This window comes from Pseudomonas sp. S2_E01 (assembly GCF_054668365.1).
Window position 1 is genome coordinate 5,550,326 of the sequence record NZ_CP162762.1, and the last position, 22,630, is coordinate 5,572,955.

At 58.9% G+C, this 22,630-nt stretch carries 26 protein-coding genes; 16 read left to right on the forward strand and 10 right to left on the reverse strand.

Annotated elements, in window-relative coordinates; genetic code table 11:
- Window positions 1–503 precede the first annotated feature (503 nt).
- Entirely contained in the window at window positions 504–1,724 is a 1,221-nt protein-coding gene (locus AB4O36_RS25555) for a CaiB/BaiF CoA transferase family protein (RefSeq protein ID WP_460140565.1), read from the reverse strand.
- A gap of 13 nt (window positions 1,725–1,737) precedes the next feature.
- Window positions 1,738–2,919, reverse strand: a complete 1,182-nt coding sequence (locus AB4O36_RS25560) for an acyl-CoA dehydrogenase (RefSeq protein WP_460119236.1) — start codon at window positions 2,917–2,919, stop codon at window positions 1,738–1,740.
- Between the two features lie 157 nt (window positions 2,920–3,076).
- Between AB4O36_RS25560 and AB4O36_RS25565 the strand changes: the two genes are divergently transcribed.
- The 10 genes from AB4O36_RS25565 (at window position 3,077) to AB4O36_RS25610 (ending at window position 12,933) form a co-directional block, all read left to right on the forward strand.
- Window positions 3,077–3,976, forward strand: coding sequence for a LysR family transcriptional regulator (locus tag AB4O36_RS25565; protein ID WP_460119238.1), 900 nt, complete (start codon window positions 3,077–3,079; stop codon window positions 3,974–3,976).
- Between the two features lie 433 nt (window positions 3,977–4,409).
- Window positions 4,410–5,531: a Re/Si-specific NAD(P)(+) transhydrogenase subunit alpha gene (locus AB4O36_RS25570; protein ID WP_460140566.1), complete on the forward strand. Its 1,122-nt coding sequence runs from the start codon at window positions 4,410–4,412 to the stop codon at window positions 5,529–5,531.
- Window positions 5,532–5,546: 15 nt separating this feature from the next.
- Window positions 5,547–5,870, forward strand: a complete 324-nt coding sequence (locus AB4O36_RS25575) for an NAD(P) transhydrogenase subunit alpha part 2 (protein WP_460119242.1) — start codon at window positions 5,547–5,549, stop codon at window positions 5,868–5,870.
- Window positions 5,870–7,303 carry an NAD(P)(+) transhydrogenase (Re/Si-specific) subunit beta gene (locus AB4O36_RS25580; protein ID WP_460119244.1) on the forward strand — a complete coding sequence of 478 codons (1,434 nt, stop codon included), beginning with the start codon at window positions 5,870–5,872 and terminating at the stop codon, window positions 7,301–7,303. Before AB4O36_RS25575 ends, AB4O36_RS25580 begins: the two co-directional genes overlap by 1 nt.
- A 180-nt stretch (window positions 7,304–7,483) precedes the next feature.
- Window positions 7,484–8,977, forward strand: a complete 1,494-nt coding sequence (locus AB4O36_RS25585) for an acetyl-CoA hydrolase/transferase family protein (protein ID WP_460140567.1) — start codon at window positions 7,484–7,486, stop codon at window positions 8,975–8,977.
- Between the two features lie 319 nt (window positions 8,978–9,296).
- Window positions 9,297–9,512 (forward strand): DUF1127 domain-containing protein, encoded by a 216-nt coding sequence (locus tag AB4O36_RS25590; RefSeq protein WP_368556419.1) that lies wholly within the window; start codon window positions 9,297–9,299, stop codon window positions 9,510–9,512.
- A gap of 389 nt (window positions 9,513–9,901) precedes the next feature.
- A complete protein-coding gene (locus tag AB4O36_RS25595) occupies window positions 9,902–10,219 on the forward strand; it encodes a DUF2388 domain-containing protein (RefSeq protein ID WP_460119246.1) in 318 nt (105 codons plus the stop codon).
- Between the two features lie 105 nt (window positions 10,220–10,324).
- Entirely contained in the window at window positions 10,325–10,627 is a 303-nt protein-coding gene (locus tag AB4O36_RS25600) for a DUF2388 domain-containing protein (RefSeq protein WP_460140568.1), read from the forward strand.
- A 27-nt stretch (window positions 10,628–10,654) separates the two neighbouring features.
- The gene (locus tag AB4O36_RS25605; protein WP_460119250.1) at window positions 10,655–10,975 is read left to right on the forward strand and encodes a DUF2388 domain-containing protein; all 321 of its coding nucleotides are present in this window, start codon (window positions 10,655–10,657) and stop codon (window positions 10,973–10,975) included.
- Entirely contained in the window at window positions 10,972–12,933 is a 1,962-nt protein-coding gene (locus AB4O36_RS25610; RefSeq protein WP_460140569.1) for a DUF7844 domain-containing protein, read from the forward strand. Before AB4O36_RS25605 ends, AB4O36_RS25610 begins: the two co-directional genes overlap by 4 nt.
- Window positions 12,934–13,001: 68 nt before the next feature.
- Here AB4O36_RS25610 and trpA read toward each other — a convergent pair whose 3' ends face one another.
- Together trpA and trpB are read right to left on the reverse strand one after the other, a co-directional pair.
- Window positions 13,002–13,814: a tryptophan synthase subunit alpha gene (trpA, locus tag AB4O36_RS25615; RefSeq protein WP_460119254.1), complete on the reverse strand. Its 813-nt coding sequence runs from the start codon at window positions 13,812–13,814 to the stop codon at window positions 13,002–13,004.
- Window positions 13,814–15,040, reverse strand: coding sequence for a tryptophan synthase subunit beta (gene trpB / locus AB4O36_RS25620; protein WP_460119256.1), 1,227 nt, complete (start codon window positions 15,038–15,040; stop codon window positions 13,814–13,816). The genes trpA and trpB overlap by 1 nt, the downstream gene beginning before the upstream one ends.
- A 123-nt stretch (window positions 15,041–15,163) precedes the next feature.
- On the opposite strand from trpB, the gene AB4O36_RS25625 reads away from it, so the two are divergent.
- Complete coding sequence (locus AB4O36_RS25625; protein ID WP_460119258.1) at window positions 15,164–16,078, forward strand: LysR family transcriptional regulator; 915 nt, start codon at window positions 15,164–15,166, stop codon at window positions 16,076–16,078.
- Here AB4O36_RS25625 and AB4O36_RS25630 read toward each other — a convergent pair.
- Window positions 16,054–16,377: an ElaB/YgaM/YqjD family protein gene (locus AB4O36_RS25630; protein ID WP_460119260.1), complete on the reverse strand. Its 324-nt coding sequence runs from the start codon at window positions 16,375–16,377 to the stop codon at window positions 16,054–16,056. The genes AB4O36_RS25625 and AB4O36_RS25630 overlap by 25 nt on opposite strands.
- A 155-nt stretch (window positions 16,378–16,532) precedes the next feature.
- Here AB4O36_RS25630 and AB4O36_RS25635 point away from each other — a divergent pair, with 155 nt between their 5' ends.
- Window positions 16,533–16,748 (forward strand): dodecin, encoded by a 216-nt coding sequence (locus AB4O36_RS25635; protein WP_460119262.1) that lies wholly within the window; start codon window positions 16,533–16,535, stop codon window positions 16,746–16,748.
- Between the two features lie 122 nt (window positions 16,749–16,870).
- Window positions 16,871–17,095, forward strand: a complete 225-nt coding sequence (locus AB4O36_RS25640; protein ID WP_460140570.1) for a DUF1161 domain-containing protein — start codon at window positions 16,871–16,873, stop codon at window positions 17,093–17,095.
- 64 nt (window positions 17,096–17,159) lie between these two features.
- Here the strand turns inward: AB4O36_RS25640 and AB4O36_RS25645 are convergent, their stop codons facing one another.
- The gene (locus AB4O36_RS25645) at window positions 17,160–18,161 is read right to left on the reverse strand and encodes an LLM class flavin-dependent oxidoreductase (protein ID WP_460119266.1); all 1,002 of its coding nucleotides are present in this window, start codon (window positions 18,159–18,161) and stop codon (window positions 17,160–17,162) included.
- Window positions 18,162–18,399: 238 nt separating this feature from the next.
- Between AB4O36_RS25645 and AB4O36_RS25650 the strand changes: the two genes are divergently transcribed.
- Together AB4O36_RS25650 and AB4O36_RS25655 are read left to right on the forward strand one after the other, a co-directional pair.
- Window positions 18,400–18,831, forward strand: a complete 432-nt coding sequence (locus AB4O36_RS25650; protein WP_460119268.1) for an OsmC family protein — start codon at window positions 18,400–18,402, stop codon at window positions 18,829–18,831.
- Between the two features lie 149 nt (window positions 18,832–18,980).
- Window positions 18,981–19,220: a DUF1161 domain-containing protein gene (locus AB4O36_RS25655; protein WP_460119270.1), complete on the forward strand. Its 240-nt coding sequence runs from the start codon at window positions 18,981–18,983 to the stop codon at window positions 19,218–19,220.
- Window positions 19,221–19,225: 5 nt separating this feature from the next.
- Here AB4O36_RS25655 and AB4O36_RS25660 read toward each other — a convergent pair whose 3' ends face one another.
- A complete protein-coding gene (locus AB4O36_RS25660; protein ID WP_460119272.1) occupies window positions 19,226–19,645 on the reverse strand; it encodes a PA0061/PA0062 family lipoprotein in 420 nt (139 codons plus the stop codon).
- Window positions 19,646–19,685: 40 nt separating this feature from the next.
- Window positions 19,686–20,108 (reverse strand): PA0061/PA0062 family lipoprotein, encoded by a 423-nt coding sequence (locus AB4O36_RS25665; protein WP_460119274.1) that lies wholly within the window; start codon window positions 20,106–20,108, stop codon window positions 19,686–19,688.
- A gap of 60 nt (window positions 20,109–20,168) precedes the next feature.
- Between AB4O36_RS25665 and AB4O36_RS25670 the strand changes: the two genes are divergently transcribed.
- Window positions 20,169–21,263, forward strand: a complete 1,095-nt coding sequence (locus tag AB4O36_RS25670; RefSeq protein WP_460140571.1) for an aminopeptidase — start codon at window positions 20,169–20,171, stop codon at window positions 21,261–21,263.
- Between the two features lie 91 nt (window positions 21,264–21,354).
- On the opposite strand, the gene AB4O36_RS25675 is transcribed toward AB4O36_RS25670, so the two are convergent.
- Together AB4O36_RS25675 and AB4O36_RS25680 are read right to left on the reverse strand one after the other, a co-directional pair.
- Entirely contained in the window at window positions 21,355–22,005 is a 651-nt protein-coding gene (locus AB4O36_RS25675) for an HAD family hydrolase (protein WP_460140572.1), read from the reverse strand.
- Between the two features lie 28 nt (window positions 22,006–22,033).
- Window positions 22,034–22,579, reverse strand: a complete 546-nt coding sequence (locus AB4O36_RS25680) for a gamma carbonic anhydrase family protein (protein ID WP_460140573.1) — start codon at window positions 22,577–22,579, stop codon at window positions 22,034–22,036.
- Window positions 22,580–22,630 lie beyond the last annotated feature (51 nt).

A 22,630-nucleotide genomic window follows, 5' to 3' on the forward strand; every position in this document is an offset into this window, starting at 1 on the left:
GTCTGACTCCACAAGCACCCACACGAATTGCTTGATTCAGTTGTTAAAGAGCGGTTGGTTAAGAGCTTTCGTCTCAACCGAGGCGCGCATTCTACAGCGCCTGGTGCATCTGTCAAGCGGTTATTTTAAGAAGTTTTCAAAGTTTCCTCTGCAACTTCAACCACTTGCGCTTCCGATCTCTCGTCAGCGGGAGGCGAATTCTACAGCGTTACACGCTGCTGTCAACACCTCTTTTTCACCGCTTTCGACCGAGAAGATCGAACCGCCTATCAAGCGACAACTTCCTGCCTGACCGACTCCTTCCAGGCTTCGATGATCTGAAGCTGAACACCGTCGAAAACTGCGTAACTCGTTGTTTACCAAGGAGTTTTCCGTTTCGACTGCGCCGGAAGTGGGGCGAATTATAGACGTCCAGAATCTGCCGTCAACACCTTTTTTTACATTTCTATCAATAACTTGCACAAAGCCGGAAAACCACCTGTCCCTCTATATAGAAGAACAACTCAAAGCACCCCGGCCTCCTTAAAGGACGCGACCGCATCAGCGTCCAATCCCAACACTCGCTGCAGCACTTCAAGGGTGTGCTCCCCCAGCAGCGGAGGCGCACGACGATACTCCACCGGGGTCTCGGACAAGCGGATCGGGCTCGCCACCTGTGGCACTTTCCCAGCCAACGCATGAGGCAGCTCGATCGCCAACCCACGCGACTTCACCTGGGGGTCGGCAAACACCTGAACCAGATCATTGATCGGACCACAAGGCACGCCCGCCTCCTCCAACTGTGCCACCCATTCAGCGGTGGTTTTGAAGACCGTAGCCTGGCGTATCAACGGAATCAGCACCGCCCGATTGGCCACCCGCTGCTTGTTGCTGGCAAAACGCGGGTCATCCGCCCATTGCGGCTGGCCGGCCACTTCAGCAAATTTGCGGAACTGCCCATCGTTACCCACCGTCAGGATGAAATCACCATCCGCCGTAGGAAAATCCTGATAAGGCACGATGTTCGGATGCGCATTCCCCAAGCGCTTGGGCGCGTTACCTGTCGCCAGATAGTTCATTGCCTGGTTGGCCAGGCACGCCACCTGAACATCCAGCAATGCCATGTCGATATGCTGGCCGCCGCCCCCCTGATCGCGATGCGCAAGGGCGGCCAGAATCGCGACGCTCGAATAGAGTCCCGTCAGGATGTCGGTGAGTGCCACGCCCACCTTCACGGGCCCAGCCCCCTCCTCCCCCTCAGGCAGCCCCGTCAGGCTCATCAAACCGCCCAGCCCCTGGATCATGAAGTCATAACCGGCGCGCTTTGCGTAAGGACCCGTCTGACCGAATCCGGTGATTGAGCAATAGATCAGATTCGGATTGAGCACCCTGAGCGATTCATAATCGAGCCCATAAGCCGCCAAACCACCGACCTTGAAATTCTCAATCAAAATGTCCGACTTGGCCGCCAGCTCGCGCACCAGCTTCTGCCCTTCAGGACGGGTGAAGTCGATGGTCACCGATTGCTTGTTGCGATTGGCCGACAGGTAATAGGCCGCCTCGCTGGTGTTCTCGCCGTAGGCATCCTTGAGGAAAGGGGGCCCCCAGGCACGCGTATCGTCACCACTGCCAGGGCGCTCGACCTTGATCACCTCGGCGCCAAGGTCCGCCAATATCTGACCAGACCAAGGCCCGGCCAGCACTCGCGATAAATCCAGTACCCGCAGATGCGAAAGCGCGCCCATGGCCTTCTCCTATTTAATAGAACGCTTGAAGGCCGGTTTGCGCACGACCGAGGATCAGCGCATGGACGTCATGCGTACCTTCATAAGTGTTCACCACCTCCAGGTTCACCAGGTGACGGGCCACGCCGAACTCATCCGAGATACCGTTGCCACCCAGCATGTCACGCGCCATCCGGGCGATGTCCAGGGACTTGCCGCAGGAGTTGCGCTTCATCATCGAAGTGATTTCGACCGCGGCCGTACCTTCATCCTTCATACGCCCCAAACGCAGGCAACCCTGCAGCGCCATGGTGATTTCGGTCTGCATGTCAGCCAGCTTCTTCTGAATCAGCTGAGTAGCGGCCAATGGGCGACCGAACTGCTGACGGTCCAATGTGTATTGGCGAGCGGTGTGCCAGCAGAACTCGGCAGCCCCCAGTGCGCCCCAGGAAATACCGTAGCGTGCGGAGTTGAGGCAGGTAAAAGGCCCCTTCAAGCCGCGGACGTCAGGGAAGATGTTCTCTTCAGGGACGAATACGTTGTCCATGACGATCTCGCCGGTGATGGATGCGCGCAGGCCAACCTTGCCGTGAATCGCCGGAGCACTCAGGCCTTTCCAGCCCTTTTCCAGGACAAAACCACGGATATCACCTGCATCGTCCTTGGCCCAGACCACAAACACATCGGCGATCGGGCTGTTGGTGATCCACATCTTGCTGCCGGTCAGGCTGTAGCCGCCGTCCACTTTGCGTGCACGGGTAATCATCGCACCCGGGTCGGAACCGTAGTTGGGCTCGGTAAGACCAAAGCAACCGATCCATTCACCCGACGCCAGTTTCGGCAGGTACTTCTGCTTTTGCGCTTCAGTGCCAAACTCATTGATCGGCACCATTACCAGCGACGACTGCACACTCATCATCGAGCGGTAACCCGAATCAACGCGTTCGACTTCACGGGCAATCAGTCCGTAGCTGACATAGTTCAGGCCACTGCCGCCGTACTGCTCGGGGATGGTTGCTCCCAGGAGACCCACCTCGCCCATCTCGCGAAAAATCGCCGGGTCAGTCTTCTCATGACGGAAAGCCTCGAGAACACGCGGCGCGAGCTTCTGCTGCGCGAACTGCTCAGCGGTGTCGCGAATCATGCGCTCTTCTTCAGTGAGCTGTTGATCCAGCAGCAGCGGATCGATCCAGTTGAAGCTGACTTTACTGCCCATGAGTGTGTCCTCTCGAATCAGGTCAAATAACGTGGACTGATCCTAGGCGCGGTTCAGCCCGTTCGCAAACGAGGATTTTGCATACTGTTGTGCTAATTTCTCACTCCGAAATATCGTATAACCGCCTTTATGCGACGTATTAGTGAGATAGACGTACATGCGCAGAAAAATCCCCAGCACCGCAGCGCTGATAAGCTTCGAAGCAGCGGCACGCCATGAGAGCTTTACCAAAGCGGCACAGGAGCTTTCACTCACTCAGGGAGCAATTTGCCGACAGGTCGCCAGTCTGGAGGACTTCCTTGGCGTGGAACTGTTCCGACGCTCCCGGCGCGGAGTCAAACTGACGGAGGCCGGTCTTTCCTACAGCCGCAGGGTCGCAACCCAATTGGATGCCGTCGAGCGCGACACCCTGTCCGTGATGGGGCAGCAAGGCACCAACGTGATTGAGCTGGCCGTCGTGCCAACCTTCGGCACCCAATGGTTGCTGCCAAGGCTCAAGGACTTCCAGCAAAAGCATCCGGAAGTAACGGTCAATCTCACTAACCGCACCCGCCCATTCCTGTTTGCCGACACCGAGTTCGATGCAGCGATCTACTTTGGCGATGCCGACTGGTCGGGTACCGAATCCCACAGACTCATGGGTGAAAACCCGATGCCGGTCTGCAGCCCCCGCCTGCTGGGAAACAGAGCTGGCCTGACTGTCGCTGAAATAGCCGAGCTGCCCCTGCTGCAACAGACCACTCGACCATACGCCTGGCGCCAATGGTTCAACTCGCAGAACGTCAATGTCCCGCGCGACATGACAGGGCCACGCTACGAGCTATTCTCCATGCTGGCCCAGGCCGCCATGCATGACATGGGAATAGCCTTGATCCCGCCGTTCCTGATTCAACGCGAGCTGGCGGAGAAACGGTTGGTGATTGCCAATGGACAGTCGCTGCCCAGCATCAAGGCGTATTACTTGATGATTCCTGATCGAAAAGTCGAATCTGCGTCATTGAGGGCATTTCGCGACTGGCTGGTACACCAGGCACAAAGCTACAACCTAGTAGGATAAAGGGCCTCACACGCAATTGACTTCGTAGTCAGGAATCTAAAAGCCCTACAGATATAAGTATTTGTCGCATATGCGCAGACTGTATCGCAATCAGTACAAACGTCCCACAAGCACCATAAAACGTGGCCTTGAGCCTCTATCACCAGTCAATGTCGGCTCATTCACCTAGCCAATGAGTAAATTTCTCATTATGGGCCAGAATCCTTACAAGGCATGGCCTGTAAGGGATAGAGCCGGCGTGTTGCGACATTCGGTCACAGGGTGACTTGTAGTTAATTTTCCGTCACGCGTCATAATCCCTTGAAGGGCACATAGTTCGCCTGCAAAATGCCGCGCCCCGCCCTGATTTGGCGGGATCGTGCTGATCGGCCGCCCCAGCCGCACCATCCGAAGTGCCTGGGTTTACTCAATAAGATCACGCAGGAGATTTGACGTGCACATTGGTGTTCCTCTCGAAACCCAGACGGGTGAAACACGGGTTGCTGCAACCCCGGAAACCATCAAGAAGCTGATCAGCCAGGGCCACAAGGTCACGGTTCAAAGCGGCGCCGGCGTGAACGCCAGCGTTGTCGACAGTGCTTATGAAGCCGCAGGCGCAACCATCGGCGATGCCAACGATGCTTTCGGTGCCGAGCTGATTCTCAAGGTCGTCGCCCCCAGCGATAGCGAACTCGCCCTTATCAAGAGCGGCTCAGTCGTGGTGGGCATGCTCAACCCGTTCAGCAATGAAACCATCGCCAAACTGGCTGGGTGCGGCATTACCGCCTTCGCACTCGAAGCCGCTCCGCGCACCTCCCGCGCCCAGAGCCTGGATGTGCTGTCCTCCCAAGCCAACATTGCCGGCTATAAAGCTGTATTGCTGGCGGCTCACCATTACCCACGCTTCATGCCGATGCTGATGACGGCCGCGGGTACCGTGAAAGCGGCGCGTGTGCTGATTCTCGGCGCCGGCGTGGCAGGCCTGCAGGCCATCGCGACGGCGAAACGCCTGGGTGCGGTGATCGAAGCATCCGACGTACGCCCGGCGGTCAAGGAACAGATCGAATCCCTCGGCGCCAAGTTCGTCGACGTGCCTTACGAAACCGATGAAGAGCGTGAGTGCGCCGTGGGTGTCGGTGGTTACGCACGCCCGATGCCGGCGAGCTGGATGCAGCGCCAGGCCCAAGCCGTGCACGAGCGCGCCAAGCAGGCCGACATTGTCATTACCACCGCGTTGATCCCGGGCCGTAAGGCGCCGACGCTGCTCAGCGCGGACACCGTGGCGCAGATGAAACCGGGGTCGGTCGTCATCGACCTCGCGGCCGCCCAGGGTGGTAACTGTCCGCTGACCGTGGCCGACCAGGTCGTAGTGGCGCATGGCGTGACCATTTGCGGTCCGACCAACCTCGCCGGTGAAGTCGCGGCAGACGCTTCGGCCCTGTATGCCCGCAACCTGCTGGACTTCCTCAAACTGGTCTTCACCAAGGAAGGCCAGTTCGAGATCAACCTCGAAGACGACATCGTCGCCGCGTGCCTGATGTGCCGCGACGGCCAAGTCATCCGCAAAAACGCCTAAGCAGGGATTCAGACGATGGAAGAGCTTATCTCCCCCGGTATCTACAACCTGATCATCTTCGTGCTGGCGATTTATGTCGGTTATCACGTGGTCTGGAACGTTACGCCTGCGCTGCACACGCCGCTGATGGCTGTCACCAACGCAATCTCGGCGATTGTGATCGTCGGCGCCATGCTCGCCGCAGCACTGACCGTTACGCCATTGGGCAAGACCATGGGCACCCTGGCGGTGGCCCTGGCAGCAGTGAACGTGTTTGGTGGCTTTCTGGTCACCCGCAGAATGCTTGAGATGTTCAAGAAAAAAGCCCCGAAAGCCCCGAAAGAAGAGGCGCCGAAGTAATGAGCATGAACCTCGTAACGACGCTCTACTTGATCGCGTCGATCTGCTTCATCCAAGCCCTCAAAGGCCTGTCGCATCCGACCACGTCGCGGCGCGGCAACCTGTTCGGCATGCTCGGCATGGCGTTGGCCATCCTGACCACGGTCGGCCTCATCTATAAGCTGGGCGCAGAGCTGGCTACGGCCGGCATCGGATACGTCATCGTCGGCCTGCTGATCGGCGGCACTGCCGGCTCGATCATGGCCAAGCGCGTTGAAATGACCAAGATGCCGGAGCTGGTGGCGTTCATGCACAGCATGATTGGCCTGGCAGCGGTGTTCATCGCCATTGCCGCCGTCGTCGAGCCGCAATCGCTGGGCATCGTCAAGCAACTGGGCGACTCGATTCCGGCCGGTAACCGTCTGGAGCTGTTCCTGGGCGCGGCGATCGGTGCAATCACCTTCTCGGGCTCCGTGATCGCCTTCGGCAAGTTGTCGGGCAAGTACAAGTTCCGTCTGTTTCAGGGCGCACCGGTACAGTTCGGCGGCCAGCACAAGCTGAACCTGCTGCTGGGTCTTGCAACACTGGCCCTGGGCATCACCTTCATGTTGACTGGCAACCTCGGTGCCTTCGCCCTGATGCTTGTCCTGGCCTTCGTGATGGGCGTGTTGATCATCATCCCGATTGGCGGCGCCGACATGCCAGTGGTGGTGTCGATGCTCAACAGCTACTCGGGCTGGGCAGCGGCAGGGATCGGTTTCTCGCTGAACAACTCGATGCTGATCATCGCCGGCTCGCTGGTAGGCTCCAGCGGTGCGATTCTTTCGTACATCATGTGCAAGGCAATGAACCGCTCCTTCTTCAATGTGTTGCTGGGTGGTTTCGGCAATACCGCCGACGCAGGTCCTGCCGGCGCCAAGGAAGAACGGCCGGTGAAATCTGGCTCGGCAGACGATGCAACCTTCCTGCTGACCAACGCCGACACCGTTATCATCGTCCCTGGCTACGGCCTGGCGGTGGCACGTGCCCAGCACGCATTGAAGGAACTGACCGAGAAGCTGACCCACCACGGCGTGACCGTGAAGTACGCGATCCACCCGGTCGCCGGTCGGATGCCCGGCCACATGAACGTGCTGCTGGCTGAGGCTGAAGTGCCTTACGACCAGGTGTTCGAGATGGAAGACATCAACTCCGAGTTCGGTCAGGCCGACGTGGTGCTGGTGCTGGGTGCCAACGACGTGGTCAACCCGGCGGCCAAGAACGATCCAAAATCGCCGATTGCCGGCATGCCGATCCTCGAAGCGTTCAAGGCCAAGACCGTCATCGTCAACAAGCGTTCGATGGCCAGCGGTTACGCCGGCCTGGACAACGAACTGTTCTACCTCGACAAGACCATGATGGTATTTGGCGACGCCAAGAAAGTCATCGAGGACATGGTCAAAGCCGTGGACTAAAACTTGTTCCAGCGCAATACCAAAAACCTCAGCCTTTAGTAGGCTGGGGTTTTTTATTAGCCGTCAAAAACCGACCAAAGGCTCTAAATCGCAAGTCTGCATTCGACCATGGTCGCGCGAGGATTTTTTTCCAAATCACTAGACTGCACACCTTGCTTTCGTTGCCCGAGATAACAATCCATGTACCGTGAACGTATTCGCTTGCCTTCGTTGTTGGAAAAGGTAATGAGCGCAGAAAACGCTGCTGCTCTGATTGAGGACGGCATGACCGTCGGCATGAGTGGCTTCACTCGAGCCGGCGAAGCCAAGGCCGTGCCTCATGCATTGGCCGAGCGCGCCAAAGTCTCACCCCTCAAGATCACGCTGATGACCGGCGCGAGCTTGGGCAACGACCTCGACAAGCAGCTCACCGAAGCCGGCGTCCTTTCGCGACGCATGCCGTTTCAAGTCGACAGCACACTGCGCAAGGCAATCAACGCTGGCCAAGTCATGTTCATCGACCAGCACCTGTCGGAAACCGTCGAGCAACTGCGCAACCAGCAGCTCAAACTGCCAGATATCGCCGTGATTGAGGCCGTAGCGATTACCGAGCAAGGCCACATCGTGCCGACCACCTCCGTGGGTAACTCGGCTAGCTTCGCGATTTTCGCCAAACAGGTGATCGTCGAGATCAACCTCGCGCACAACCCGAATCTGGAAGGTTTGCACGATATCTACATCCCGACCTACCGCCCGACGCGCACGCCGATTCCGCTGACCAAGGTCGACGATCGCATTGGCAGCACCGCCATTCCAATCCCGCCGGAAAAAATCGTCGCCATCGTCATCACCGACCAGGCGGATTCGCCTTCGACCGTAACGCCCCCCGACGCCGACACCCAATCCATTGCCGACCACCTGATCGGCTTCCTCAAACAGGAAGTGGCGGCCGGGCGCATGAGCAACAAGCTCGGCCCGTTGCAGGCCGGCATTGGTAACATTGCCAACGCGGTGATGTGCGGCCTGATCGACTCGCCGTTCGAAGACCTGACCATGTACTCCGAAGTGCTGCAGGACTCGACCTTCGATCTGATCGACGCCGGGAAGCTGAGTTTTGCCTCGGGCAGCTCGATCACCTTGTCCAGCCGTCGCAACAGTGACGTGTTCGGTAACCTCGAGCGTTACAAGGACAAACTGGTCCTGCGCCCGCAAGAAATCTCCAACCACCCGGAAGTGGTGCGCCGTCTCGGCATCATCGGCATCAACACGGCGCTGGAGTTCGATATTTACGGCAACGTCAACTCCACCCACGTGTGTGGTACGCGGATGATGAACGGCATTGGCGGTTCAGGTGACTTCGCCCGTAACGCTCACCTCGCGATCTTCGTGACCAAATCGATTGCCAAGGGCGGCGCCATTTCCAGCGTGGTGCCGATGGTCAGCCACGTCGACCATACAGAACACGATGTCGACATCCTCGTCACCGAAATCGGCCTGGCTGACTTGCGTGGCCTGGCGCCGCGGGAGCGGGCGCGAGTGATCATTGATAATTGCGTGCACCCGGACTACCGCCCCGCCTTGAACGACTACTTCACCGCGGCTTGCGCACTCGGGGGCCACACCCCGCACATCCTGCGCGATGCCCTGAGCTGGCACATCAACCTGGAAGAAACCGGGAAGATGCTCGCCCAGTAACGTGTACAGACAGCAGCTGACGCAAACACAGTTTCGTCAGCTGTCTATTGCACGGCACCAATCTGCTTAAAACTGTACTACTGTACCGGCGATTTCCTACCCTATTTTCCTACCATGCTTGCCTAAAAGCGCAAAAACGCACTAATTAAGTGCAGACAGGTACAGTTGCCTCAAATTGGACCAGTACACCACCTTTAAACAGTTAACTGGTCTCTCACATTACAGGTGAACTGTATCTAGAGGGACTGGCCAAACAAGAGGATCATTGGCATCAGTTAAACCACTACCTAATCCCGCCACAAGCGGAAGGATGTCAATCATGGAACGTACACTCAGTTCCGAGCTGTTCTTCGAAGATACTGCTGCAAAGACCCAGGCTTCCCTGCCTCTTCGTGTTATCGCCAACCTGATGTTGTGGCAGCGTCGTATCGCCAGCCGCCATCAACTGGCTCGTTTGGATTCGCGTCTGCTGGCCGATGCCGGGATTAGCGAAGCACAACGCTACGAAGAACTGGCCAAGCCGTTCTGGCGCTAATTTAGCGTCGCTGGCTCTGACCCAAGGGTCACCCGCCGGCCCCCGAATTGAACAAGCAAAACCCGTCGTGGGAAACCACGACGGGTTTTGTCGTTTCGGGTGCTGTGAAAACCCAAAATAGCGGATAAGCGTGAAACAGGTACAGTTTGTGAAGATCATCCACTGAACCAGTACAATTGCAGCTTGGCGCGTCTGACAACGGCCATCGCCTTCACTCGTATTGACGTGCGGCACTGGCAATCCATGATGGCGTTTAACACAAGGGCTGTGCGAATCGACGCAGGCAGGCCTAATATCAAGCCAGAACGTGGCGATGAGTGTGTGACAGGCGTCTGACTCACCAGATACTGCGCCACCTCTCCATCCGCTCAATCAAAGGAGTCATCCCCATGCCCCGTCTACGCCTGCTTAGTGCGGCCGCCCTGCTTGCCATGGCTGCCAATGCCCATGCCACCAGCTTCATTGTGACCACCGATGCTGTCGTCGGCGCGCTCAAGGCTACGTCCGATGCCACTTCGGACGTCACCTCGTCGTTCCGCGATGACAAGATCGTGCGCGCCGCACGTGACGACGCCGCCAGCTTTGTCGCCAGCGAAGGCGCCATCCGTGGCGTGAAGCTGGAAAGCGCACTGGACCACATCCGCCATCAGGCACCAGGCCTGGACGCGACAGATGCACAGCTGGCCCAAGCCATCCTGACGATCTGAGCGTCACCCGCCCCGGGACACCGATGCGGTGTCCCCACACCTCAGCACTGGCTCTAGACCGGGCGTTACGCTAGCCTTTGGACTCACTTTCGACAGTCGAGTCCCATGATCTTTCCTAAACACCTACTGATCACACCGTTTCTTTTCGCCTGTTGGGCAGGCTCGGCTCAGGCCTTTGACCTGACCACCCAAGGTGTCGTCGCCTCGGGCTACGCCACAAGTATGGTGACCTCCGCGCCTTTCGATCGTAAGCTGCTGGCCGCCCGGGATGACGCTGCGTCATTCATTGCCAGTGACGGCCAATTGCGCGGAGCACAACTGGAGTCCGCCCTGAATTATCTGCATCGGACCCAGCCGAAACTTCATGCAAGCGACCTTGAACTGGCGCAGGCGATTCTCGTCCAATAGTTAATCTTGTTCCTCCGGAGTCGTTCCATGCGTAGCCCGCTGATTATTGCCACCCTCGGCCTGTTGTTGCTGGCCGACGTCACCCAGGCGCACACCCTGGTTGGCACCAGTAACATGCTCCTCAACGCCACCCGGCGCTCCCTGGACTTCACCTCCGACACGACCACGTCCATACGTGACTCGAAAATCGTTCGCGAAGCCCATGACGATGCAGCGAGTTTTGTCGCCACCGACGGTGACATTCGCGGCGCGAACCTGGAAGCCGCCATCAATGTATTGCGCGCCCGTGTGCCTGAAGCCCGGGACGCCAGCGATCACGCACTCGCCGAAGCCATCCTCGCATTGTGAGGCGATTGAATGCCTGGCTACTGGCCGGGGCCGTATTGCTGCTGAGCAATACGGTCCATGCCGACCTTCAACTGCGGCTCAAGACCGATGGCCTGAGCCCTGCTCAACAACAGGCCAGCCAGGCACTGCTGGATGAAGCGATGCAGGCGTTACCGCCGCGTTTCATCGAGCAACTTGACCGGCGCATCGACGTCGGCTGGACCGACGATATGCCAAGCAATGCCTATGGCCAGGCGTCGCTGGTGTCCGAGCTCGATCTCAATCGCAATCTGCTCGCCAGTCTCACCGACGGCAGCGCAGCCAGCAAAAAAACCTATCGCCCCCACGGCACGGTGCGCCGCGAGATGCTGGCGACGGTGCTGCACGAACTCACCCACATTTATGATCGCTCGCGTCTATGGCCGGCCACGGAGCGTACGCTGATCCAGCGCTGCACCCGACGCAGCAACAGCGCCGGGCTGATCGGCATCCCCGATGAATGCCGGGGCCAATCCGCCCGACGTTTTACCCTCAGCGACGACCCGCGCCTGCTCGACCTCGCGGGGTGGCCGCAATACGTCGGCCGTCGCGGCGAGCGTGAACAACACAACCGCCAGGTCGCCCGCAGTCCGGACATCTACGAAACGAGCAGCCCCAAGGAATTCGTCGCGGTCAACATGGAGTATTTCCTGCTCGATCCGAGCTACGCCTGTCGCCGCCCTTCGCTCTATCGCTATTACAAGGACCACTTCGGCTGGGCACCCGCCGCCAAGGACACTTGCAGTCGCTCCTTCGCGTTCCTCAATGCCGGCAACGACTTTGCCAAGCAGCCTCTGGGGCAGGTCGACCCCGAGCGGGTGTACGCCGTTGACTATCTGCTGGCCGAGGCCAACCAGAACTGGGTCAGCCGGTGGGGGCACAGCATGCTGCGCCTGGTGATTTGTGCACCGGGGCGCCCCCGTGGCCCGGATTGCCGGCTCGATCTGGATCAGCACCTGGTATTGTCTTACCGCGCCTTTGTCGGCGACGTGCAACTCTCGAGCTGGGACGGGCTGGTCGGCAAGTATCCGTCGCGCCTGTTCGTCCTGCCGCTGGCCCAGGTGATCGACGAATACACCAAAACCGAACTGCGCAGCCTCGCCTCGGTGCCACTGAACCTGTCCCGCGACGAGATCGAGGGCGTGGTGGAACACGCCGCTGAAATGCACTGGAGCTACGACGGCAATTACTTCTTCCTGTCCAACAACTGCGCGGTGGAAGGCTTGAAACTGCTGCGCAGTGGCAGCAATAACGCCAAACTGGTCGGACTCGACAACATCATGCCCAACGGCTTGCTGGAAGTGCTCAAGGGCCGAGGGCTGGCAGACACCAGCGTGCTGGACGATCCCCGCGAAGCGTTGCGCCTGGGCTATCGCTTCGACTCGTTCCGCGATCGCTATCAAGCCATGTTCGACGTGCTGAAAAAACACCTGCCGATCAAGCAGGAAAAGGTCGAGGACTGGCTGTCCCTGAAGGCTGAAGAGCGTCGCCCATGGATCGAGCAGGCTGACTTGCGCACCAGCGCGGCGTTGCTGCTGCTGGAACAGGCCGCATTCCGCCAGCAGTTGGTACTGGCCCAGGACGAAGTGAAGCAACGCTACCTCGGTGCCCGGGAGCTGAAGAACGGCGGCATGGAAAAGGCCAACGCGACCTTGCAGGAGATCCTCGCCAACAGCGGCTTCCTCAGTCGTCCGGCTGAATTGCTGGCCGCCGGCGGTTATGGCTTGCCGCAACCCAACGAATGGCAGCGCCTGGAATCGGAAAGCAGCCTGCGCCAGAAACAGCTTCAACTGCTGACCGGTGATCTCGACAAAGAAGTTCGGGCCCTCCTGGATCCGAGCCGTGCCGCCGAGATGGCCGCCAACGAAGCCAACCTGAAACAGGTGGGCGAACATTTGCGCAAGTTGCACAAAGCGGCCGGTGGATTGGAACTGCCATGAAAAAAGGGTCCCAGAACAGTGTTCTGGGACCCTCGATGAGCCGGTGTCACGAAATACTGTAGCTCGCCTTAATCGATGCGGGCCTTTCGCACGCCATCGGCCAACGCCGCGCACAGGCTCAATACGCCATCGACTGCTTGATCGGGCGTCGATGCGTTGGCGATGTGATCGATCAGTGCCGACCCCACGACCACGCCATCAGCCAGACGCGCGATGGACGCCGCCTGCTCCGGCGTCCGGATGCCGAAACCGATGCTGATCGGCAAATCGGTGTGGCGACGCAGGCGTGCTACGGCCTCCTCAACGTGTTCCAGTGTGGCCGCGCCCGCACCGGTCACACCGGCAACCGATACGTAGTAGACGAAGCCGGAGCTGCCGTTCAACACGGTGGGCAGGCGCGCATCATCCGTTGTTGGCGTGGTAAGGCGGATGAAATCGATGCCGGCCGCCTGGGCCGGATCGCACAGCTCGCCATTGTGCTCGGGCGGCATGTCGACCACGATCAGGCCATCGACACCCGCTTCCTTGGCATCGGCAATGAAACGCGGCACGCCGTACATGTGAATCGGGTTGAAATAGCCCATCAGCACCAGCGGCGTTTCGCTGTTGTCCTGGCGGAACTCGCGAACCATCTGCAAGGTTTTCTTGAGGTTCTGCTTGGCACCCAGGGCGCGGATATTCGCCAATTGGATCGCCGGACCGTCGGCCATTGGATCGGTGAACGGCATGCCCAGCTCGATCACATCCGCGCCAGCGGCAGGCAAACCCTTGAGGATCGCCAGGGAGGTGTCATAGCTCGGGTCGCCAGCGGTGACGAAAGTCACCAGCGCGGCACGATTCTGTTGCTTGAGTTCGGCAAAACGCGTTTGCAGGCGGCTCATCAGTGTTTCTCCTGCTTGGCTTGAGAGTTTTCCATGTGGTGCATCACGGTCTGCATGTCTTTGTCGCCACGACCGGACAGGTTCACCACCATCAAGTGGTCCTTGGGCAGGGTGGGCGCGCGTTTGAACACTTCAGCCAGGGCATGGGCACTTTCCAGTGCTGGAATAATCCCTTCCAGGCGGCAGCATTTGTGGAAAGCATCGAGGGCTTCGTCGTCAGTCACCGAGGTGTACTGGACACGACCGATGTCATGCAACCAGGCATGTTCCGGACCGATACCCGGATAATCGAGGCCGGCGGAAATCGAGTGGGCATCGATGATCTGGCCGTCGTCGTCCTGTAGCAGGAAGGTGCGGTTGCCGTGCAACACACCCGGAACACCGCCATTGAGGCTGGCCGCGTGCTTGCCGGTTTCAATACCGTAGCCGGCCGCTTCAACACCGATGATCTGGACACCCGTGTCATCGAGGAATGGATGGAACAGGCCCATGGCGTTGGAGCCACCCCCGATGCAAGCCACCAGACTGTCAGGCAGTCGACCTTCCTGGGCTTGCAATTGGTCGCGGGTTTCCTTGCCGATGACCGCCTGGAAGTCGCGAACCATCGCCGGATAAGGATGCGGGCCCGCGACTGTGCCGATCAGGTAGAAGGTGCTGTCGACGTTGGTCACCCAGTCACGCAGGGCTTCGTTCATTGCATCCTTCAAGGTGCCGGTGCCGGCCACTACCGGAATCACCGTGGCGCCCAGCAGCTTCATACGGAACACGTTGGCCTGCTGGCGTTCAATATCGGTGGTGCCCATGTAGATCACGCACTCCAGACCGAACCGTGCGGCCACGGTGGCGGTTGCCACGCCGTGCATGCCGGCGCCGGTCTCGGCGATGATGCGTTTTTTGCCCATGCGACGTGCCAGCAGGATCTGGCCGATGCAGTTGTTGATCTTGTGCGCGCCGGTGTGATTCAGCTCTTCGCGCTTAAGGTAAATCTTCGCGCCGCCACAGGCCTCGGTCAGGCGCTCTGCGAAATACAGCGGACTTGGACGACCGACGTAGTCACGCTGGAAGTAGGCGAGTTCTTCCTTGAACGCCGGATCTTCCTTGGCTGCTTCGTATTCACGGGCCAGGTCGAGGATCAACGGCATCAGGGTTTCGGCAACGTAGCGGCCACCGAACGTGCCAAACAGGCCGTTGGTGTCGGGGCCGTTGCGCAGATTAGTCTGGGTCATGGGTCGCTCCGTTTGAATGCGTGGGAGGCTGGTGAACAGCAAGTGGGCTTAACTCTACCCCTGACGCCCCGGCCTGAAAACCGATAAGATCGCCGCAACCTGTCAGGAAAACTCACAGATCTCATGAGCCACGACCTTCCCCCGCTCAACGCCCTGCGCGCCTTCGAAGCCACTGCCCGCTTGAACAGTGTCAGTCAGGCTGCCGAGCAGTTGCACGTGACCCACGGCGCGGTGAGCCGGCAATTGAAAGTCCTGGAAGAACACTTGGGCGTGAGCCTGTTCGTCAAGGATGGTCGCGGCCTTAAACTCACAGATGCCGGCGTGCGGCTGCGCGATGCCAGTGGCGAAGCCTTCGAACGTTTGCGCACCGTCTGCGCCGATCTGACCCAGAGCACCGCCGACGCCCCCTTCGTGCTCGGGTGCTCGGGGAGTCTGCTGGCGCGCTGGTTCATTCCGCGCCTGGGCCGGTTGAATGCCGACCTCCCGGACCTGCGCCTGCACCTTTCGGCCGGTGAAGGCGACCTCGACCCCCGCCGCCCCGGACTGGATGCCTTGCTGCTGTTTGCCGAACCGCCATGGCCCGCGGACATGCAGGTCCATGAGCTGATCAGCGAACGCATCGGTCCGGTGATGAGCCCTCGCTTCACTGGCTACCAACGCCTCGAAACTGCGCCGGCCAGTGCCTTGTTGAACGAACCTTTGCTGCACACCACCTCACGACCGCAAGCCTGGCCAAGCTGGGCACAGCAAAATGGCCTCGACGCTAAAGCGTTGAAGTACGGGCAGGGTTTCGAGCATTTGTATTATTTGCTGGAGGCCGCCGTGGCCGGGCTGGGCGTGGCGATTGCCCCGCAACCTTTGGTGGCCGAGGACTTGAGGGCCGGTCGCCTCATTGCGCCATGGGGTTTCAGTGAAACCCCGGCGCAACTGGCGTTGTGGCTACCCAAGCGCGCCGCTGACGGGCGCGCCCGGCAATTGGCGCAGTGGCTGAAAACCGAGCTGCGCCAGACAGATCAGTCGCGTTTGCACAGCAAATAAGCGGCCAACAGACCCAAGGCGCCCACCGCCACACCGGCAGTCGTCCACGGGTGTTCCTGTGCATAGTCTCGGGTGGCGATCCCGGTTTCGCGGGTTTTGACTTTGACTTCCTCATACGCATCGCTGAGCAGGTGACGCGAATGTTTCAGCGCGCTCTCGGCATTGGTTTTCAGCGCCTTGAGCGTTTTACGCGACTCGTCCGAGGCGTCATCCTTCAGACTTTCCAAAGACTTCAGCAGACTCTCGATCTCGGCTTCCATGCTTTGCAATGAGGCTTTACGTAAAGAGGTGTTGGCCATGGTGGCTCTCCTGCGTTGGTGATGAGTGGCGTGTGTTGATTGGGACTTCAGGGGTTCGAGAAAGTGCAGTAAATCTGAACTTCTGCGTGGGATTGGCCGCCAGAAGTAATACGAAAATCACTGCTAGGCTGTATTCACACCCAAGGAGAACGCCCATGACTGACCATCACACCTACAAGAAAATCGAGCTTGTCGGCTCATCTACCAGCAGCATCGAAGACGCCATCAACAACGCGCTGGCCGAAGCCAACAAGAGCATCAAGCATCTGGAATGGTTTGAAGTGACCGAAACTCGCGGGCACATCCGGGACGGCAAGGCCGCTCACTTCCAGGTGACACTCAAAGTAGGATTCAAGATTGCCAGCAGCTGAGTTTGAGCGAGTCTTCTGAACTTGCGCGCTGGCCGAGTGCCATAGGGAATGGCAAAGCGCTATATGTGTGCATCCGGCACATGGCTGGATGCTCCCTTTGATCCGACCAGGGAGTGCGACCGATGAAGAAGTTTATGTTGGCGGTAGGATTGTTGAGTCTCGCAGGTACAGCGCTGGCTAATGGCAAACCATGCGAAGAGTTGAAGGCCGAAATTGCGGCCAAGATCGACGCCAAGGGTGCGTCGAACTATTCGCTGGAGATTGTCGATAAAGGCACTGCGGCTGACGGAAAAGTGGTCGGCACCTGTGAAAAAGGCACCAAGGAAATCGTCTACAAGCGCGGTTGAGTGCGCTCAAAAAAACCGACGCCATTGGCGTCGGTTTTTTTCTGCTTACCCCTGTAGGAGTGGCTTAGCCCTTCATCAACTGCGCCAGCAGCTCATAGGAATGCACGCGGTCGGCGTGCTCATACAGGTCACAAGTGAAGATCAACTCATCGGCCTGGGTTTGCTCAACCAGCACCTCCAGTTTGGCGCGAATCTTCTGCGGGCTGCCGACCATTGCCAGACCAAGGAAATCACCGACCGCTTCTTTCTCATGGGGCAACCACAAACCGTCCATGGTTTTCACCGGTGGGCGCTGCACCAGACTCTGCCCACGCATCAACGCGAGAATACGCTGGTAGACAGAGGTCGCCAGGTAATCGGCTTGTTCATCGGTGTCAGCCGCCACCAACGGAACACCCAGCATCACGTAGGGCTTTTCCAGGACGGCTGATGGTTTGAAGTGATTGCGGTAGACACGAATCGCTTCGTGCATGAAGCGCGGAGCAAAATGGGAAGCAAATGCATAGGGCAAACCGCGCTCCCCCGCCAACTGGGCGCTGAACAAGCTGGAACCCAACAACCAGATCGGCACCTGAGTGCCGGTGCCCGGCATCGCGATGACGCGTTGATCCGGTGTACGCGGACCGAGGTAGCGCATCAGTTCTGCGACATCTTCCGGAAAATCGTCAGCGCTGCCGGAACGTTCACGGCGCAGAGCGCGGGCGGTCATCTGATCGGAACCGGGGGCACGACCCAGGCCCAGGTCAATGCGACCTGGATACAGGCTTTCGAGGGTGCCGAACTGCTCCGCAATCACCAGCGGCGCATGGTTGGGTAACATCACCCCACCCGAGCCCACCCGAATCGTTGAAGTACCACCGGCCAGGTAACCGAGCAACACCGAAGTCGCTGAACTGGCGATCCCGTCCATGTTGTGGTGTTCGGCGACCCAGAACCGGGTGTAGCCAAATTTCTCGACATGCTGCGCCAAGTCCAGGGAATTGCGCAGCGATTGAGCCGCGCTGCCGTTCTCGCGCACAGGCACCAGATCCAGGGTCGAAAACTTGATATCGGACAGTCGTTTCATAATCCTGCTTCTCCAATTGGCGCAGGTTTTTTATGACGAACGAAAACCTGCCGAATGCATAGCGTGCTTCATGCAATGAGGGCATATACCCGAGTTTCAAGAGGCGCGTGGAAATTTCCTACGAATTTAGTCGGATTTAACAGATAGGGTGAACTTTGCATCACCGTCTATCCTCAGAACCTTGGCAAGTAAAACCACCAAGGCGCGGCACTTCGCGCCGGATTCTGAGGAGGCAGACATGGCTATTACCAAGAAGGCATCGGCGCATTGGGAAGGTGATCTGAAAACCGGCATCGGCTCCATTTCCACGGAAACCGGCGTTTTGAGAGAAGCGCCATACGGCTTCAAGGCGCGTTTTGAGGGCGGCAAGGGCACTAACCCGGAAGAACTGATTGGCGCGGCCCACGCAGGCTGCTTCTCCATGGCTTTTTCAATGATTCTCGGCGACGCCGGCCTCAAGGCCGACAGCATCGACACCAACGCCGAAGTGGTGCTTGACCAGGTGGAGGGTGGCTTTGCGATCACCGCCGTGAAGTTGATCATGAAAGCCAAAATCCCCGGTGCCACCCAGGCGCAATTCGAAGAGCTAAGCAACAAAGCCAAGGAAGGTTGCCCAGTGTCCAAAGTGCTGAATGCAAAGATCACGCTGGAGGCCACGCTGGTCAGCTGATTTCACCTCGCCGCGACAGACGAATCGCAGCCTGCCCCGGCTGCGATTTTTTTACGCAGAAACAAAACCCGAACGGCGCGTTTGTGGTCGAATAAATGACAGCAACGAAAACGCAAACCCCTGCGTGCTGCCTTAAAGGAGCTTCATCGATGAAACGTTTTGCCCTGGCGGTTATTTGCACTGCGCTGGCAACTTCGGCATTGGCCGCGCCCAAGGACTGCGAAGAATTGAAGAACGAAATCGAGGTGAAAATCCAGGCGAATGCCGTGCCCTCCTACACGCTGGAAATCGTGTCGAAGGAAGAAGCCGAAAAGCATGACGTCGCCATGGTCGTCGGCACTTGCGATAACGGCACCAAAGCCATCATCTACCAGAAGAACGACCGCTGATTCGCTTAGATGATGCAGTTGACTTCGCGGTCTTCGGCCACGATCTCACGCTTGGCGTTGTACAGCCGGGCGCTGGGCGTGAACGCCAGGGAGCGGCCTTCCAACACGTAGCGTTGGCCCGCTTCGAAATGGTCGTAGCGGATGGTCAGGTAGCACAACCGCTCCACGGGGCCGGTCATCAGGCTGCCACCACCGCCAAAGACCTCGAAATCGAAGCGCACACGCAGTTCATGGCTGCCGGGGGTGACCTGGAAAAAACGCCCGTCGCGCAAGCGCTGGTGATCCAGGCGTTCAGCCATCATCAGCTTGCCACCGGGAGTGGGCGTCGCAAAATCCACCCAGGCCATCTGCGGATTGACCGCCGGTAAAGGGCTCTGGCAGCCAGCGATGGCGCCAGCCACGAGCAATAGCAACAACCTGCGCATGATGAATGTCCCGAGGATTAGACATTCAGCATAGCGCCGATCAGGTCCGCTGGCAGCCTGCCGGTGTGCCCTGGCCAATCACGTTTCGCTGTTGATCATAGAGTTTGGCCCACGGCCGGAAGCCGATATTGCCGGCTTGCAACTGATATTTCTCACCGGCATTGAAGCCGTTGAATTTCACGTTCATCTGGCAATCGCGCCAAAGTGTTTCGGCGCCCGGCCCAATGTTGCTCGGCTCCACCGCAAACTGATAACGCACCGTCAGCTCATGGCTGCCAGGCTGAACCTCGAAATAGCGTTTGTCCGTGGAAGCCTTGGCATCGACCTCCAGCGCCTGGAGCGCGGTGTCTTGCTGTGGCGAATCAAGATCGATCCACGCTTGCGAGGGGTCATGGTGGGGTAAACCGAAACCTGCACAACCTGTCAGCATCAACAGGCTTCCCGTCAGCATCATCTTGCGCATAGCGGAGCTCCAGTCAGGCGGGATAGTCTTGCGGGCAGACTTTCCAGGGATGATTTTATTTTGATCAGGCCGCTTCCAAGCCTTGGGTTACTTGATCGCGTTTTGCGCGTTTTGTTTCCAGGTACGCTGCTTTTATTAATCAATGGCTGCACCAGCGTCAGTTACTACGGCCAACTGGCCAATGGTCAGCTGCAATTGCTGCGCGCCCGGGAGCCGGTTTCGCAGGTCATTGCCGACCCGTCCCGCGACCCGATTTTGCGCGCGCGACTGGCCGAGTCGCAGAGGGCACGAACATTCGCCAGCCAGCAACTGCATCTGCCGGATAACCAGAGCTACCGCCTGTACGCCGATATTGGTCGACCGTTCGTCGTCTGGAACGTGTTCGCCACGGCGGAGTTTTCTCTGTCGCCGCAAAACCATTGTTTCCCCATCGCCGGCTGCGTCGCCTACCGCGGTTACTACACCCAGAGTGCGGCCCGAGGCCAGGCGGCTTTGCTGCGAGAGCAAGGTATGGACGTGTCGATCGGCGGCGTCGAGGCTTATTCGACGCTCGGTTGGTTCAACGATCCGATCGTCAGCTCGATGACGGGTTGGGGTGACGAGCGGCTGGCGACGCTGATCTTCCATGAGCTGGCGCACCAGCGTGTTTATGTGAAGGACGACACGGAGTTCAACGAGTCCTTCGCCACATTTGTGGAACAGCAAGGCACGCGGCAGTGGCGCGCCTATCGCGGTTTGCCGCCGGACAAGGGGCATCAGGGGCAGCAACGGGATCAATTCATCGAACTGGTCCTGCAGACGCGCTCAAGGCTTGAACGGTTGTACGCGCAGACGTTGGCCGCCGGGGAGATGCGCCAGCGCAAGGCCGCGGAATTCGAACGGCTGCGCAGCCAGTACCGTACGTTGCGGGATAGTCAGTGGGCCGGGGATAAACGTTATGACGCGTGGATAAACGCGCCGATGAACAATGCACGGTTATTGCCGTTTGGTTTGTATGACCAGTGGGTGCCGGCGTTTGCGGAGTTGTTCAGGCAACAAAATGGCGATTGGGTGGCTTTCTATGCCGCGGTGGAGAAGTTGGCGGTGTTGCCGATCGAGGAGCGGAAGGCGGCATTGAGGGCTTTGGCGGAGGCAGACAAATCTGGCGGCTTGTAGGGCCCTATCGCGGGCAAGCGCGCTCCCACAGGGATTTGCATTGTTTACAAAATACATTGTGGGAGCGCGCTTGCCCGCGATAGCTTTCTTGCTAACGCCGCAAAAACGCCTGGTGCATCTCGTCCAGCGTTTGGAAATGATAAGCCGGCGCCTCGGCGCTCAGCTCTTCGCGACTGCCAAACCCATACCCCACCGCTGCCGCATCCAGGCCGTTGCTGTTCGCACCCATCAGGTCGTGCTTGCGGTCGCCAATCATCAGGGTGTTGGCCGGGTCCAGGTCTTCTTCCGCCATCAGGTGGGCGATGAGCTCGACTTTATTGGTGCGGGTGCCGTCCAGTTCGCTGCCGTAGATCACCTTGAAGTGCCGGGCAAAATCGAAATGACGGGCAATTTCCCGAGCAAAGATCCACGGCTTGGACGTGGCGATGTACAACTGCCGCCCTTGCCCGCTCAGGGTTTCCAGCAACGATGTGACGCCCTCGAAGACGCGATTCTCGTAAAGCCCGGTAACCTTGAAACGCTCGCGATAAAAATTCACCGCCTCCCAGGCCTTGGCTTCGTCGAAGTCATAGAACTGCATGAACGCCTGCAACAAAGGCGGACCGATGAAGTGCTCGAGCTTGCTCAGGTCGGGCTCGTCGATCCCCAGTTTGCCCAATGCGAACTGGATCGACCGGGTGATCCCCTCACGCGGATCGGTCAGGGTGCCATCGAGGTCGAACAAAACGGTTTGGTAATGCATTTCGAATCCTGAATTGGAGCGTCGGGGGTCAGGCCTGGTCGTAGCCTTCGGCCAGATGCAGGTCCTTGAGTTTCACGTAGTTCGCCGCGCTGTAGGTGAAAAAGGCCCGCTCCTTGTCCGTCAACGGCCGTACCTGCTTCACCGGGCTGCCAACATAGAGGAAACCACTTTCCAGGCGCTTGCCCGGCGGCACCAGGCTGCCGGCGCCGATGATCACATCATCGGCGACCACCGCACCGTCCATGACAATACTGCCCATGCCGATCAACACGCGACTGCCGACGGTGCAGCCATGCAGCATGACCTTGTGGGCGATGGTCACGTCATCGCCGATCAGGCACGGGAAACCCTCCGGGTTGAAAGGCCCTGCGTGGGTGATGTGCAGCACACAGCCGTCCTGCACGCTGGTGCGTGCACCGATGCGGATGCGGTGCATGTCGCCACGAATCACCGTGAGCGGCCAAACCGAGCTGTCATCGCCGATTTCGACGTCGCCGATCACCACCGCTGAACGGTCGACAAAAGCGCCCCTGCCGAGCAACGGCGTGTGGTTCTGGTACTTGCGAAGGTTCACGATAGTGTTTCTCTCTGTCGCTGATAGCTGCGGTGAGCGTCGATTGTAATT

Bases quoted from the DNA above. Each gene is read 5' to 3' on its own strand.
- AB4O36_RS25555 (WP_460140565.1), bottom strand. From the start codon at position 1,724: ATGGGCGCGCTTTCGCATCTGCGGGTACTGGATTTATCGCGAGTGCTG.
- AB4O36_RS25560 (WP_460119236.1), bottom strand. From the start codon at position 2,919: ATGGGCAGTAAAGTCAGCTTCAACTGGATCGATCCGCTGCTGCTGGAT.
- AB4O36_RS25565 (WP_460119238.1), top strand. From the start codon at position 3,077: ATGCGCAGAAAAATCCCCAGCACCGCAGCGCTGATAAGCTTCGAAGCA.
- AB4O36_RS25575 (WP_460119242.1), top strand. From the start codon at position 5,547: ATGGAAGAGCTTATCTCCCCCGGTATCTACAACCTGATCATCTTCGTG.
- AB4O36_RS25580 (WP_460119244.1), top strand. From the start codon at position 5,870: ATGAGCATGAACCTCGTAACGACGCTCTACTTGATCGCGTCGATCTGC.
- AB4O36_RS25585 (WP_460140567.1), top strand. From the start codon at position 7,484: ATGTACCGTGAACGTATTCGCTTGCCTTCGTTGTTGGAAAAGGTAATG.
- AB4O36_RS25590 (WP_368556419.1), top strand. From the start codon at position 9,297: ATGGAACGTACACTCAGTTCCGAGCTGTTCTTCGAAGATACTGCTGCA.
- AB4O36_RS25595 (WP_460119246.1), top strand. From the start codon at position 9,902: ATGCCCCGTCTACGCCTGCTTAGTGCGGCCGCCCTGCTTGCCATGGCT.
- AB4O36_RS25600 (WP_460140568.1), top strand. From the start codon at position 10,325: ATGATCTTTCCTAAACACCTACTGATCACACCGTTTCTTTTCGCCTGT.
- AB4O36_RS25605 (WP_460119250.1), top strand. From the start codon at position 10,655: ATGCGTAGCCCGCTGATTATTGCCACCCTCGGCCTGTTGTTGCTGGCC.
- trpA (WP_460119254.1), bottom strand. From the start codon at position 13,814: ATGAGCCGCCTGCAAACGCGTTTTGCCGAACTCAAGCAACAGAATCGT.
- trpB (WP_460119256.1), bottom strand. From the start codon at position 15,040: ATGACCCAGACTAATCTGCGCAACGGCCCCGACACCAACGGCCTGTTT.
- AB4O36_RS25625 (WP_460119258.1), top strand. From the start codon at position 15,164: ATGAGCCACGACCTTCCCCCGCTCAACGCCCTGCGCGCCTTCGAAGCC.
- AB4O36_RS25630 (WP_460119260.1), bottom strand. From the start codon at position 16,377: ATGGCCAACACCTCTTTACGTAAAGCCTCATTGCAAAGCATGGAAGCC.
- AB4O36_RS25635 (WP_460119262.1), top strand. From the start codon at position 16,533: ATGACTGACCATCACACCTACAAGAAAATCGAGCTTGTCGGCTCATCT.
- AB4O36_RS25640 (WP_460140570.1), top strand. From the start codon at position 16,871: ATGAAGAAGTTTATGTTGGCGGTAGGATTGTTGAGTCTCGCAGGTACA.
- AB4O36_RS25645 (WP_460119266.1), bottom strand. From the start codon at position 18,161: ATGAAACGACTGTCCGATATCAAGTTTTCGACCCTGGATCTGGTGCCT.
- AB4O36_RS25650 (WP_460119268.1), top strand. From the start codon at position 18,400: ATGGCTATTACCAAGAAGGCATCGGCGCATTGGGAAGGTGATCTGAAA.
- AB4O36_RS25655 (WP_460119270.1), top strand. From the start codon at position 18,981: ATGAAACGTTTTGCCCTGGCGGTTATTTGCACTGCGCTGGCAACTTCG.
- AB4O36_RS25660 (WP_460119272.1), bottom strand. From the start codon at position 19,645: ATGCGCAGGTTGTTGCTATTGCTCGTGGCTGGCGCCATCGCTGGCTGC.
- AB4O36_RS25665 (WP_460119274.1), bottom strand. From the start codon at position 20,108: ATGCGCAAGATGATGCTGACGGGAAGCCTGTTGATGCTGACAGGTTGT.
- AB4O36_RS25675 (WP_460140572.1), bottom strand. From the start codon at position 22,005: ATGCATTACCAAACCGTTTTGTTCGACCTCGATGGCACCCTGACCGAT.